Genomic DNA, 13,165 nt, shown 5'->3' with positions numbered 1-13,165 from the left:
CGCGATTTTCTCGCGGCGAATGCGGGGAAGCGCGCACCGATGCCGGGATTCGTCCTGCTCATGCGCGCCCGCGATGACGGTGATGACACGATGCGAATCGGCTTCACCGTCACCAAGAAGATCGGCAACGCCGTCGTCCGGAACCGCATGAAACGGCGGTTGCGGGCGTTAGCGCGCGAGCTGCTGGCGGAACGCGGCGTTGCCGGGGCTGATCATGTGTTGATCGGGCGGAACGGCGGGGTCGAGCGGGACTACGCCTTGTTGCGGACCGAGCTTGGCAAGGCGTTCCGAAAGGTTACGCCGCAGGCTGCTGACACGCCAGCAGGTAAGGTTGCCACTCCCGCGAACACCACCACCCCGGCGAAGGCCGGGGCCCAGGTGGGAAAGCGCCCGTGATGCAGCACCGCCCTTCGTTAGCTACGTCCCCCAACTGGGCTCCGGCCTCCGCCGGGGTGGTACCTAGGTTTGGGTGGCGCTGTGCCGAATGGGCGATCGCCCCCCGCTCCTTGTTCTCCCGCGAAGGCGGGAGCCCAGTCTGGATCCCCGCCTTCGCGGGGAGACAATATTGGGGCGTGCTGGCCTCGGCTGCATCATGCTAGCCCGCCTCCTCATCCTCATCGCCCGCGCATGGCAACTCGGCCCTTCCCTCGTCCTGCCGTCGAGCTGCCGCTACGATCCTTCGTGTTCAGCCTATGCAATAGAGGCCGTTGGGCGCTATGGCGCGCTCAAGGGGGGCTGGTTGGCGGCGAAGCGTATCGCGCGTTGCCATCCGTGGGGCGGGTACGGACCTGACCCGGTCCCCGACCACGACCCAGACATCGACAAGAAATTGAAAGACGCCGCCCTGTGAAAGACGACAAGCAGAATTTCGTGCTGTTCGCGGTGATCGCGGCGCTGATCCTGTTCGGCTGGCCGCTGATCCAGGGCAAGTTCTTCCCGACCGCGAATCCACCGGTCACGAAGATCGAAGGCGGCAAGACCAAGCCGGTCGCGAACCCCGCTGCCGATCCGGCCGCGGACGGCGCCGCCGCCATTGGCGACCGCAACGCGGTGATCGCCAGCACCCCTCGCATCCGTATCGAGACGCCCCGCGTGTCCGGTTCGATCAACCTCAAGGGCGCGCGGATCGACGATCTCGTACTCAAGGGCTATGACGAGACCGTCGCGAAGAACTCGCCGCCGATCCGCCTGCTCTCGCCCGCCGGTGCGCCCGACGCCTATTTCGCAAGCTTCGGCTGGCGCGCGCAGGGCCTCGCACCGCCTGCTGCCGACGCCGTCTGGACCCCGTCGGGCGCGACCACGCTGACGCCGACCACGCCGGTCACGCTCGACGCGGCCAACGCCACCGGGCAGCGTTTCCGCATCCAGATAGCGGTCGACCAGGATTACATGTTCACGGTCCGCCAGACCGTCCTCAACGCCGGCACCGCGCCCGTCCCCGTCGCCACCTATGGCCTCGTCAACCGGGTCGGCATCTCGAAGGATCCGTCGTCGATGACGATCCATGTCGGGCCGATGTCGGTCGACAATGGCGGCGCGCATTACCGCCCCGATTACAAGGACATCGACGAGGCCACGCAGAAGTTCACCACGACCGGCGGCTGGCTCGGCTTTACCGACAAATACTGGCTGACCGCGCTCGTCCCCGATCAGGGCCAGGCGTTCGACGGCCAGTTCCGCGCTGGTGCCAACAAGGCGTACCAGGCCGACTACGCGCTCCAGCCCAAGCAGGTCGCGCCCGGCCAGTCGATCACGCAGGTCTCGCGCTTCTTCGCCGGTGCGAAGGAAGTCCGCCTGCTCGATCGCTACACCGATCAGGCTGGCGGCGTCGCCAAGCTGGATTACGCGATCGACTGGGGCTGGTTCCGCATCGTCGAGAAGCCGATCTTCTATTATCTCGACTGGCTGTTCCGCATGGTCGGCAACTTCGGCGTCGCGATCATCCTGCTGACGGTGACGATCCGCGGCCTGCTGTTCCCGATCGCGCAGCGCCAGTTCAAGTCGATGGCCGCGATGCGCGCCGTCCAGCCGAAGATGAAGCTGCTGCAGGAGAAGTATAAGGACGACAAGGTCCGCATGCAGCAGGAGGTGATGGCGCTGTACAAGGCGGAGAAGGTCAATCCGCTCGCCGGTTGCGCCCCTACGCTGCTCCAGATCCCGATCATGTACGCGCTCTACAAGGTGCTGATGCTGACGATCGAAATGCGTCACCAGCCGTTCGTGGCGTGGATCAAGGATCTGTCCGCGCCCGATCCGCTGACGCCGCTCAACCTGTTCGGCCTGCTGCCGTTCACGCCGCCGCACATGATCGCGATCGGTGTCGTGCCTATCATCCTGGGCATCAGCATGTACTTCCAGTTCAAGCTGAACCCGACGCCGATGGACGACACGCAGAAGCAGGTCTTCAAGCTGCTGCCATGGGTCCTGATGTTCGTGATGGCGCCGTTCGCGGTCGGCCTCCAGGTGTACTGGATCACGTCGAACGTCCTGACGATCATCCAGCAGAAGCTGCTCTACGCCCGCCATCCGGGCCTGAAAGTGCCGGTGACCAAGTGAACGACGTTCCCAACTTAGGTCCGGACCTCGAGCAGACGGACGCGCCGTTCACGCCCGAGATGCTGGAGCATGCGCGAAAGCTGTTCGCCGGGCATGTCGGCTTCCTGAAGTCCGCGCCGACGCTCGAATTCCTGCCCGATGCGTCGGTGCCGGAAGTGGCGTTTGCGGGCCGCTCGAACGTCGGCAAGTCGTCGTTGTTGAACGCGCTGACCGGGCGCAACTCGATGGCACGCACGTCGAACACGCCGGGCCGTACGCAGGAGCTGAACTTTTTCGACGTCGGCGCGCCGCTCGCGTTCCGCCTCGTCGACATGCCCGGCTACGGGTTCGCCAAGGCGCCCAAGGACGTCGTCAAGAAATGGCGCTTCCTGATCAACGACTTCCTGCGCGGCCGTGACGTGCTGAAGCGCGCGCTCGTGCTGATCGATTCGCGCCACGGCATCAAGGACGTCGACCGCGAGATCCTCGAGATGCTCGACAAGGCCGCCGTTAGCTACCGCATGGTCCTGACCAAGGCGGATAAGATCAAGGCGTCCGAACTGGTCGAAGTCACCGAGCGCACCGCGATCGAGGCACGCAAGCGTCCGGCGGCACATCCGGATATCCTCGTCACATCGAGCGAATACGGCATGGGCATTCCCGAACTCCGCGCGGCCGTGGTCGAAGCGGTCAGCTAGCCAAAACGACGGTCGGTTGGCGGGGTAGCTGGAGATCTACCGGACCCGCCTCTGCCGTGGGCATGCGTTTGATATGACCGCGGAAATCGCAGCGCTCCACTAAATTTGTCGACATTCGATCGATCGGTGATTTGCCGCTGGCATAGTCCGGCGAATTTCGTAGCCTCCGGTAAACGGGGGAGATTACGCGATGCGGACACGGTTCGGGGCGATGCTGGCGATAGTTGCGATGGTGTCGGGCTGCGGCGGCGGCGATGGCGGCTCGAATTCGACGGGGGGCAGCACCGCGGCGGCACCGACGCCCACCCCGACCCCGACCGCGACGGCAGGCTGTTCGTTGCGCGAGCGCCAGGACTGGGCTGCTGCGCAGCTTCGCGAATGGTATCTGTTCCCCGATACGTTGCCCGCGACCCTCAATGCGGCGAGCTATACCACTGTCGACGATTACATCGACGCGCTCACCGCGACCGCGCGGTCTCAGCGCAAGGATCGGTATTTCACGTATCTGACGTCGATCAAGGAAGAGAACGCGTATTACACGTCGGGATCGAGTGCCGGCTTCGGCATCCGGTTCGCGCTCGACCAGACCGGCCAGCGGCTGTTCGCGGCCGAATCGTTCGAAAACGCTCCTGCCCTCGCCGCAGGTATCGATCGCGGTACGGAGATCGTCGCGATCGGCACGACGTCGGGCAACCTCCGCACGGTGAGCGCGATCATCAGTGCCGAGGGCGCGGCCGGGCTGACCACCGCATTCGGGCCCGACACGGCGGGCACGTCGCGCGTATTCCGGATCTCGGACGCCGCCGGTACGCGTGACGTGACGGTCGCCAAGGCGGACTTCAACCTGCTGCCGGTCTCGACACGATACGGCGCGAAGATCATCGACGATAGCGGCCAGCGCGTCGGCTATATCAACCTGCGGACCTTCATTTCCACGGCCGAACCCGCGTTGAAGGCCGCGTTCGCCGATTTCCGCGCGAACGGCGTGACCAAGGTCGTCATCGATCTGCGCTACAATGGCGGCGGGCTCGTCGCGACGGCGGAGTATCTCGGCGACCTGCTCGGCGGAGCGCGATCCACGTCGGAGGTGTTCGACTACACGACCTTCCGCACGGAGAAGGCATCCAACAACGAAACCCGGTTCTTCGCGCCGCAACCCGAATCGATCGCGCCGACCCGGATCGCGTTCATCGGCAGCGGCGGCACGGCCTCCGCAAGCGAACTCGTGATCAACGCGTTCACGCCGTATCTGCATAGCAATTCCGCGCTGATCGGGACCAACACCTACGGCAAGCCCGTCGGCCAGATCGCGCTCGACAAGCCGGCCTGCGACGATCGCCTCCGCGTGGTTGCCTTCACGACGCAGAACGCGGCGCGCAACGGCAATTACTTCGACGGCCTGGCATCGACTGTCGAAGCAACGTGTCGCGCGACCGATGACATCAGCTTCCCGCTCGGCGACCCGCGCGAAGCCTCTACCCGCCGCGCGCTCGATTTCCTCGCGGGTCGTAGTTGCTCCGCGATCACCGGCGATGTCGGTGCGTCGTCGGCACGGACCACCGCGAGCACACGTCAGGACCTGCTGATCCCCGCGGCACCGAGCGCCGCGCAACGGATGGTGCCCGGTTCGTTCTGATTGCGGGGGTGCGTCGCGGCGATCGTGACGCCCCCCCGGATCACGCCGAGACGCATTACCGGCGTTGCGGCGGCGCACCTGCGCCGCTAGTCCACGCAGCATGAAACTGATCATCGGCAACAAGGCCTATTCCTCCTGGTCGCTGCGCGGCTGGCTCGCGTGCAAGCAGTCGGGGCTGCCGTTCGAGGAGGTGGTCGTGCCGATGTACGACGCCGATTGGGAAAAGCGCCGCTCGGGCGACGAGTTCGCGCCGTCGTCGGGCAAGGTGCCGATCCTGTGGGACGGCGACGCGGTCGTGTGGGACAGCCTGGCGATCGTCGAGTACCTTGCGGACAAGGTCGGACGCGAGCGGTTCTGGCCCGAGGACAATGCCGCGCGCGCGATGGCCAGGTCGATGGCGGCCGAGATGCATTCGAGCTTTGCCGCGTTGCGTCGCAAGCACAGCATGAACGTGCGACAGGTATTCCCGGCGCAGACGCCCGACGACGACGTGCTGGCCGAGTTGCAGCGGGTCATGGAAATCTGGGCGCAAGCCAGAGCACGCTTCGGCGGCGGCGGGGACTTCTTGTTCGGCCAGTTCGGCGCGGCGGACATCATGTTCGCGCCGCTCGTCACGCGAATCGTGACGTATCAGCTGCCGATCGCACGTTTTGCCGCCGGCTACATGCAGGCGATGTTCGAACATCCCTTCATGCAGGACTGGATCGCCGCGGCGCAGGAAGAGGAATGGGTTCTCGAACAATTCGAGCAGCCGGTACCGACGCCTGCATGAACGTACCGATCGATCCGGTCGCACTGACGCAGGCGTTGATCGCTGCCGATAGCGTTACGCCCGCACGCGGCACCGTCTTCGATGTGCTGGAAGCCGCGCTGCTGCCGATCGGGTTCGCGGTCGACCGGTTCGTCGTCGGCGAAGCACCAGACGGGCCGGTCGAAAATTTGCTCGCCGTGCGCGGCGATGGCCCGCGTCATCTCGCGTTCGCAGGGCATGTCGATGTCGTTCCTGCGGGTGAAGGCTGGAGCGGCTCACCCTGGTCCGGCGAAGTTCGCGGCGGACTGCTGTACGGACGCGGCGCGGTCGACATGAAGGGTGCGGTCGCTGCGTTCGTTGCCGCCGCGAGCAGGAGCAATGCCCAGCGAGACGGGGGCACGCTGTCGCTGATCATCACCGGCGACGAGGAAGGCCCCGCGACCTACGGCACCGTCGCGTTGATGGAGCGGATGGCCGCGCGGGGTATCGTGCCGGACCTGTGCCTGGTCGGTGAACCGACGTCGACCACGCGGCTCGGTGACATGGTCAAGATCGGGCGGCGTGGTTCGGTGAACATCTGGATCGATGTGCCGGGGCGTCAGGGGCATGTCGCCTACCCCCATCTGGCCGACAACCCGATTCCCCGGCTCGTCGAGATCCTTGCGGAGATCGAGGCCGTCATTCTCGATAAGGGCACCGACTGGTTCCAGCCTTCGAACATCGAAGTGACCGACATCGCCGTCGGCAATCCGGCGCACAACGTCATCCCCGCCAAGGCCTCAGCGCGGTTGAGCATCCGGTTCAACGATCGCCACCGCGGGGCGGACCTGATCGAGCGTCTCCGCGCGATCGCGGCGAAGCACGACCCCCGCGCGATCGTGACGGGCAAGGTTTCGGGCGAAGCGTTTCTCACCGAGCCCGGCGCGTTCTCGACGCTGTTGTCAGAGGCGATCCTCTCATCGACGGGCATCACCCCGGAACTGTCGACCACCGGCGGCACCTCCGACGCGCGCTTCCTGTCGAAGCTTTGCCCTGTGGTCGAGTTCGGCCTGATCAACGCGACGATGCACAAGGTCGACGAGGCCGTTGCGGTCGAGGACCTGTTGGCGCTGACGGATATCTATGAAGACGTGATCGTGCGCGCGCTCAACTAGCGCCCCTCCCTGGAAGGGAGGGGTTGGGGGTGGGTAGGCCCGCTCGAGCCGCATCGTACGCATTCGCGGAAGGCGACCCACCCCCTACCCCTCCCTTCCAGGGAAGGGGGAAGTAAACGTGCTAGGAAGCGCTCAAACCTGCAGGCTTGCGATCAACATACGTTTCCCAAACTGACGAAACGATCGTGAGTGCCGGACTCGCAAATCTAATCCCGCCCGCGCCTCAGGACGATGTACAGCGCACCCTGCCCGCCATGTCGCGGATGTGCGCCACGTACCGCGGCGATCGAGTCCGCATGCCGCGAGCTCGCCAGCCAGTCGGTGACTGCAGACCGGATGGCGCCCCTTGCGTGCGGGCGTTCGCTTTCGGGGCGGGGCGGCTTGCCCGTCACCAGCAGGAGCACGCGGTCGCCACGCGCGATCGCGCGCCCCAGACCGACATCGAGCATCGCATGCGCCGACGCCAGCGTGTGGCCGTGCAGGTCGATCGAGCTGTCGGGACTCACTACACCTCGCGTGAGCCTCTTGTCCCATCCGCCATCGAGCGTGTTGGCCGTGATCGGTTTGACGACCGGCCGTGCTACCACCGGCTTCGCCCCCGGCCGCGCGGCGTAAGGCGTCACGACGGTACGAACGAGCGGCTTCACCCGCCCCATCGGTGCCGGTGGTGCGGGCACGATCTTGCCGTTGGGACCGATGATCGGCTTGGGTGGCGGCGGCAGCGGTGGCGCGCGCTCGGGGATAAGCACGGCGACCGCACGCATCGGACGCACGCTCGCCATAACCCGCGCCCAGAGTTGCGCCTCATCAGGGTTGAGCGGACGGCCCGCCATATCGCGCCCCATTCGCCTGATTGAGCCGCGCGACGGTACCGATCGGCAGCAACAGATACGCGGTGCCCCGTCCGGCCATGCCGCCGGCCGTAGCCTCCGCCGCGGCGCCAGCACCCCAGAACGTGTCGAAACGGTTGCTGCCCTTGATCGCGCCGCCGGTATCCTGCGCGACCCAAAGCCCGCTGGCGTCTTGCCGGTCGAGCGACAGGAACACCGGCGCGCCGAGCGGCACGAACTTGACGTCGGCCGCAGCACTGACCTGGCCGGTGACAGGCAGTCCGAGCGCCCCCAGCGGCGCGCCCTCCAGCTCGCGGAAGAACACGAAGCTCTTGTTCTCGCGCATGATCGCCTGCCCCTCGGCGGGATGCGCGTGGAGCCATGCGACGATACCCTGCATCGAGGTCTGGCCCGGCTGTAGCAACCCGCGCGACTTCATCAGCGCGCCAATGCCGGTATAGTCGCGTCCGTTCTGCGTCGCATAGCCGATCCGCAAAATCTCCCCATCCGGCAGGCGAAGCCGCCCCGAGCCCTGGATCTGGAGAAAGAACAGTTCGACCGGATCACGTGCCCAGGCAAGGATCGGTGCCTTGCCCGACAGCGCACCCTGTTCGATCGCGGTGCGGTCGTAATAGGGCACCAGGTTGCTGCGATCGACGCGACCGCGGATCTTCTTGCCCTTGAGGCTGGTCGAGAACGCGCCGAGGTCGACGTCGATCAGGTCGGTCGGTCGGCCGTAGATCGGCGCATAGCCGTCACGCCGCTCCAGCGACCCGGCGATCTCCGGCTCGTAATAGCCCGTCGCGAACGCCTTGCCGTCGCCGATCTGCGCCGTCTCGAACCATTGTGCGAAGAATGTGCGGGCATCGCGACGATTGGTGGAAACCGCTGCCGTACACGCTGGCTGCCAATCCGTTCCGCGCGTCAGACCCGATGTGTCGGTCCGGCGCACCAGCGACGGGCAACTCGTGACAAACGCCGCAAGCGCGGCTTGCGCTTGCGCATCGTCGATCGGAAGGCTTGCAAACGACGGCCCGGGCAACACGCCGGCCGCGGCGGCGTTCACCGGCGCGACCGCAGGCACCGTCGGAGCAGGCAGCAAGGGTACCGCGCCGACGATCCGGGCCGGCGACTGAATACCACGAATGTTGGGCGACGCGCCGGTATCGCGCGAAGGACGAACACGAACCGGTTCGGTCGGACGGGTATCCCGGTCGATCGGAGCCGGCACTGGTGAAACGCGTGGCGCCTCGACGCTGCCGACGCACGCGCTCAACAGCAGCGACAGTCCAACGCCACCAAGCCCTACCCCCCTGAACGTCCGCATCAGGCTTCGTCGGTATCCGCAAGCTTCCAGTTTGGATCGCTGCTCTTCAGGGTGCGGGCAAACGTCCACACGTCGTGCGTCTCGACCGCGTCGGTGAGCGAACCGGCGAGCACGTTGCCTTCCGCATCCCGCGTGACCGCGGCGATATCGGCATCGAAGCGCACGGTGATCCGCGCATCGCGGCCCGAAACGCTCGCGTCCGAGATGACGGCGCGCTCGATCGAGACGAGGCGGTTGTCGAGCACTTCGCCAGCCTTGCGCCGAGCGACGATCGCCTCGACGAACGCGGCACGGACATCGTCGATCGCAAGATCGGCCAGTGCGTCCTCGTCGCCCTTCCAAAAGGCTTCGAGGATCATGCGATATGCAGCCTGCGACCCTTCGAGGAAGCGGCCGACGTCGAAACCAGGTTCGCCTGCGACGATGGCGCGAAGCCCGGCTTCGGCCTGAGGCTCGATATTGCGGCTGGCGACCTCGCGGGGTTCGGCAACGGCATCGACCGTGCGCGGCACCGAGATCGGCACCGGGCGTTCCTCAGCCGTGCGCGGCAACGGCTGCTCATGCCCGGTTCGCTTACCGAGCACGCTGTACAGGCGCATGGCGAGAAAGCCTGCCACCATCGCGAGAAGTACTACGTAAAACAACCGTGCCTCCGATCTTCGGGCTAACATAGGCCAAAGCTGCGCTTATTCAAACCCGCGCCCGTTGAAACGCCCCGTCGGCACTGCTAATCGCACCGCCTCGACCAACCAGAACGCGCGAGTGTTCCGCTTCGGTCCCATCTTTGCGCTAATCTTCCCCCTACGTATATCTTCCCCCCTTACGTATATCTTCCCCCCTTACGTATATCTTCCCCCCTTACGTATATCTTCCCCCCTTACGTATATCTTCAAGGACATGACGAATGGCTGACCAGGACAATGGCGTGACGACGCCGGATCAGATGGGTGATCAAACTCTCGTGAACGGCGAGGACATGATCCCGGCAGCCGGCCTGATCTCGCAGTACGTCAAGGACCTGTCGTTCGAGAACCCGAACGCCCCCGCCGTCTACCAGAACCAGACCCCGCCGGCGATCGACGTGCAGTTCAACATCGGCGCGGCGCAGGTCGGCGACGAAGTGCACGAAGTCGTGCTCAAGATCGACGTCCGCGCCGAGACCGAGGGCCAGGTCGCGTTCATCGTCGACCTCTCGTACGCCGGCCTGTTCGGCCTGCGCAACATCCCGGCCGAGCACGTCCAGCCGTTCCTGCTGGGCGAGGCACCGCGCCTGTTGTTCCCGTTCGCCCGCCGCGTGCTGTCGGATGCGGTGCGTGACGGTGGCTTCCCGCCGCTGCTGCTCGAGCCGATCGACTTCTCGCAGCTCTATCTCCAGCAGTCGGAGCAGCAGGGCATCCAGCCGAACGTCGGCGATTTCGGCCAGGCGTGATCGAAGGAATTGGGGCGGAATAGATGAACCTTGCCAAGGCGCTGGGATCGGTCGGCGGGCTGACGCTCGCCAGCCGCATCCTGGGGTTGGTGCGCGACTCGCTGTTCGCGCGGTTCGTCGGCGCCGGGTTCGCGTCGGACGCGTTCCTGATCGCGTTCCGCCTCCCCAACATGTTCCGCGCCCTTTTCGCGGAGGGCGCGTTCTCCGCTGCGTTCATTCCGATGTTCAATCGGAAGGTCGGTGACAAGAACGGGCGCGGCCTGCCGGACGGGATCGCGTTCGCCGAGGATGCGCTGTCGGTGCTGTTGCCGACGCTGATCCTGATGACCGTGATCTTCGAGATCGCGGCGTGGCCGATGACGTGGCTGCTGACCTTCGGGTTCAACGGCGCGAGCGCGGAGCGGTTCGACTATGTCGTCCATCTGTCGCGGATCATGCTGCCCTATCTACCGCTGATCAGCCTCGTGTCGCTGCTCGGCGGCATCCTCAATTCGTTGCACAAGTTCTGGATCAACGCGGCCGCGCCGATCCTGCTGAACGCGACGCTGATCGCCGCGCTGCTGCTGTTCCACGAGCACCAGCCGTTGCTGACCGCACGCAACCAGGCGATCGCGGTGACGATATCAGGGGCGTTGCAGCTCGGGTGGCTGATCTGGGCGTGTCGCGCGTCCGGCGTGAAGCTTCGCCTCAAGCGTCCGCAGCTCAATCCCGACGTGAAGAAGCTCATGTCGCTGATCTGGCCCGCCGCCGCCGGGGCCGGCGCGGTGCAGATCAACCTCGTCGTCTCGACCGCGCTCGCCGCCGCGTTGCTGCCGGCCGGGTCGGTCTCGTACATCTATTTCGCCGACCGGCTGAACCAGTTGCCGCTCGGGCTGATCGGCATCGGCCTCGGTACCGTCCTGCTTCCGACGATCTCGCGCCAGCTCGGCCGCGGCGAGGATGCGGAGGCCATGACGACGCAGAACCGCGGCATGGAGCTTGCGCTGTTCCTGACCCTGCCCGCGACGGTCGCATTGATCGTGTGCGGGGTGCCGATCGTCGGCGCGCTGTTCCAGCACGGCAAGTTCGCACTTGAGGACAGTGTGCTGACCGCGCAGGCGCTCGCCGCCTTCTCGATCGGGCTGCCCTCGTACATCCTCGTGAAGGTCCTGACGCCCGGTTATTACGCCCGCTCCGACACGCGCACGCCGGTACGCTATGCGACGATGTCGATGGTCGTGAACCTCGTCCTCAATCTCGCCTTCATCAAGCCGCTCGGCCATATGGGGCCGCCACTCGCCACCGCGATCGCGAGCACGGTCAACGTCGCGATGCTGTACCGGACGCTGGTCCGGCGCGGGCACTTCACCCCGGACGCGCGGTTGCGCCGGCGGACGTGGCGGCTGCTGGTCGCTGCGCTGATCATGGGGGTCGTGATGTTTTTCCTCAACGACCTGTTCCAGCCGTTCGTGACCGGCACCAGCATCCAGCGCTGGGGCGCGATGCTGGTGCTGGTTACCACCGGCGGCGTGGTCTATGCGATCGCGACATTGCTCACCGGCGCGTTCCGGCTGGGCGACATCTCCACGCTTCTGCGTCGTTCCAGATAGGTTTCTCTATGCGCGTCGTCTCCGGCATCAAGCCAACCGGTAATCTCCACCTCGGCAATTACCTTGGCGCCGTGAAGCAGTGGGTCGCACTCCAGGACGATGTCGCCGCGCAGGGTGGCGAGTCGATGTTCTTCATCGCAGATCTCCACGCGCCGACCGAATGGATCGCGCCGGCGGAACTGTCCGCGCACACGATCGAGGTCGCCGCGACGATGATCGCGGCCGGCATCGATCCGGCGAAGTCGATCCTCTTCAACCAGGCGCGCGTGCCGGCGCATAGCGAGATGGCGTGGTTGCTCAACACGGTCGCCCGCGTCGGCTGGCTGAACCGCATGACGCAGTTCAAGGACAAGGCGGGCAAAAATCGCGAGGGCGCGAGCGTCGGGCTGTACGACTACCCCGTGCTGATGGCCGCCGACGTGCTGCTCTACAACGCGACGCACGTGCCGGTCGGCGAGGACCAGAAGCAGCATCTGGAGCTCGCGCGCGACATCGCCACCAAGTTCAACGGCGACTACGGCGTCGACCTGTTCACGCTACCCGCGCCGCTGATCAGCAAGGCGGCGCCCCGGATCATGTCGTTGCGCGATGCGTCGGCGAAAATGTCGAAGTCGAACCCGTCCGAGCAGTCGGTGGTCAAGCTGATCGACAGCGACGACACCATCGCCGACAAGTTCCGCAAGGCGAAGACCGATCCGGACGTGTTGCCCGCGACGGTGGAGGAACTCGGCGATCGCGCCGAGGCGCGCAACCTGCTGACGATCTACGCCGCGCTGGCGGATAGCAACCTAGCGACGGTGCTCGGCGAGTTCGGCGGCAAGGGCTTCGGCGCGTTCAAGCCCGCGCTGGCGGACCTGGCGGTGGCGAAGCTCGGCCCTATCCGCGACGAGATGGTGCGGTTGCTCGACGATCGCAGCGCGGTAACGGCGGTATTGCAGGCGGGGGCGGAGAAAGCGCGCGCGCTGGCAGCACCGGTGTTGAAGGCCACCCAGAACGCCATGGGGTTGCAGGTCTAGGCGCGAACCGACCTGCTCCCCTCCCTGAAAGGGAGGGGTCGGGGGTGGGTCGCCATCCGCATCATGGAACCGATGCGACAAAAGCAGACCAACCCACCCCCAGCCCCTCCCTTCCAGGGAGGGGGGAAGAATTGAGTACGGTCGTTGAAGTGTGCCCCCGCGAAGGCGGGGGTCCAGTCTGGGCTCCCGCCTTCGCGGGA

13 protein-coding genes are annotated in these 13,165 nt (G+C 65.8%); 10 read left to right on the top strand and 3 right to left on the bottom strand.

The window, feature by feature from the left end:
* Window positions 1-39: 39 nt before the first annotated feature.
* The 7 genes from rnpA (at window position 40) to dapE (ending at window position 6,774) form a co-directional block, all read left to right on the top strand.
* Window positions 40-396, top strand: a complete 357-nt coding sequence (gene rnpA / locus QFZ54_RS01855) for a ribonuclease P protein component (RefSeq protein WP_307083874.1) — start codon at window positions 40-42, stop codon at window positions 394-396.
* A gap of 196 nt (window positions 397-592) precedes the next feature.
* Window positions 593-850 carry a membrane protein insertion efficiency factor YidD gene (yidD, locus tag QFZ54_RS01850; protein WP_307083871.1) on the top strand — a complete coding sequence of 86 codons (258 nt, stop codon included), beginning with the start codon at window positions 593-595 and terminating at the stop codon, window positions 848-850.
* Window positions 847-2,556 (top strand): membrane protein insertase YidC, encoded by a 1,710-nt coding sequence (gene yidC, locus QFZ54_RS01845; RefSeq protein WP_307083869.1) that lies wholly within the window; start codon window positions 847-849, stop codon window positions 2,554-2,556. Before yidD ends, yidC begins: the two co-directional genes overlap by 4 nt.
* Window positions 2,557-2,615: 59 nt before the next feature.
* Window positions 2,616-3,233: a ribosome biogenesis GTP-binding protein YihA/YsxC gene (gene yihA, locus QFZ54_RS01840; RefSeq protein WP_056052878.1), complete on the top strand. Its 618-nt coding sequence runs from the start codon at window positions 2,616-2,618 to the stop codon at window positions 3,231-3,233.
* Window positions 3,234-3,423: 190 nt separating this feature from the next.
* Window positions 3,424-4,869 (top strand): S41 family peptidase, encoded by a 1,446-nt coding sequence (locus QFZ54_RS01835; RefSeq protein WP_307083867.1) that lies wholly within the window; start codon window positions 3,424-3,426, stop codon window positions 4,867-4,869.
* A 100-nt stretch (window positions 4,870-4,969) separates the two neighbouring features.
* Window positions 4,970-5,641 carry a glutathione S-transferase gene (locus QFZ54_RS01830; RefSeq protein ID WP_307083865.1) on the top strand — a complete coding sequence of 224 codons (672 nt, stop codon included), beginning with the start codon at window positions 4,970-4,972 and terminating at the stop codon, window positions 5,639-5,641.
* Window positions 5,638-6,774 carry a succinyl-diaminopimelate desuccinylase gene (dapE, locus tag QFZ54_RS01825; protein WP_307083863.1) on the top strand — a complete coding sequence of 379 codons (1,137 nt, stop codon included), beginning with the start codon at window positions 5,638-5,640 and terminating at the stop codon, window positions 6,772-6,774. The genes QFZ54_RS01830 and dapE overlap by 4 nt, the downstream gene beginning before the upstream one ends.
* Before the next feature lie 206 nt (window positions 6,775-6,980).
* On the opposite strand, the gene QFZ54_RS01820 is transcribed toward dapE, so the two are convergent.
* From QFZ54_RS01820 to QFZ54_RS01810, 3 genes are read right to left on the bottom strand one after another with little or no spacing between them, the layout of a single operon-like run.
* Window positions 6,981-7,607, bottom strand: a complete 627-nt coding sequence (locus tag QFZ54_RS01820) for a Smr/MutS family protein (protein WP_307083861.1) — start codon at window positions 7,605-7,607, stop codon at window positions 6,981-6,983.
* Window positions 7,582-8,931, bottom strand: coding sequence for a murein transglycosylase A (mltA, locus tag QFZ54_RS01815; RefSeq protein WP_307083859.1), 1,350 nt, complete (start codon window positions 8,929-8,931; stop codon window positions 7,582-7,584). The genes QFZ54_RS01820 and mltA overlap by 26 nt, the downstream gene beginning before the upstream one ends.
* Window positions 8,931-9,575, bottom strand: a complete 645-nt coding sequence (locus QFZ54_RS01810) for a Tim44/TimA family putative adaptor protein (protein WP_307083857.1) — start codon at window positions 9,573-9,575, stop codon at window positions 8,931-8,933. Before QFZ54_RS01810 ends, mltA begins: the two co-directional genes overlap by 1 nt.
* Before the next feature lie 260 nt (window positions 9,576-9,835).
* Here QFZ54_RS01810 and secB point away from each other — a divergent pair, with 260 nt between their 5' ends.
* The 3 genes from secB to trpS are packed head-to-tail and all read left to right on the top strand — an operon-like array spanning window position 9,836 to window position 12,965.
* The gene (gene secB, locus QFZ54_RS01805) at window positions 9,836-10,360 is read left to right on the top strand and encodes a protein-export chaperone SecB (RefSeq protein ID WP_307083855.1); all 525 of its coding nucleotides are present in this window, start codon (window positions 9,836-9,838) and stop codon (window positions 10,358-10,360) included.
* A gap of 23 nt (window positions 10,361-10,383) precedes the next feature.
* Window positions 10,384-11,949 carry a murein biosynthesis integral membrane protein MurJ gene (gene murJ / locus QFZ54_RS01800; RefSeq protein ID WP_307083854.1) on the top strand — a complete coding sequence of 522 codons (1,566 nt, stop codon included), beginning with the start codon at window positions 10,384-10,386 and terminating at the stop codon, window positions 11,947-11,949.
* Window positions 11,950-11,957: 8 nt separating this feature from the next.
* Complete coding sequence (gene trpS / locus QFZ54_RS01795; protein ID WP_307083852.1) at window positions 11,958-12,965, top strand: tryptophan--tRNA ligase; 1,008 nt, start codon at window positions 11,958-11,960, stop codon at window positions 12,963-12,965.
* The last annotated feature ends 200 nt before the right edge of the window (window positions 12,966-13,165 follow it).

This window comes from Sphingomonas faeni (assembly GCF_030817315.1).
Taxonomy (GTDB): Bacteria; Pseudomonadota; Alphaproteobacteria; order Sphingomonadales; family Sphingomonadaceae; genus Sphingomonas; species Sphingomonas faeni_C.
Note: the sequence above shows the minus strand (reverse complement) of the source record. Positions and strands in the feature narration are given on the sequence as shown.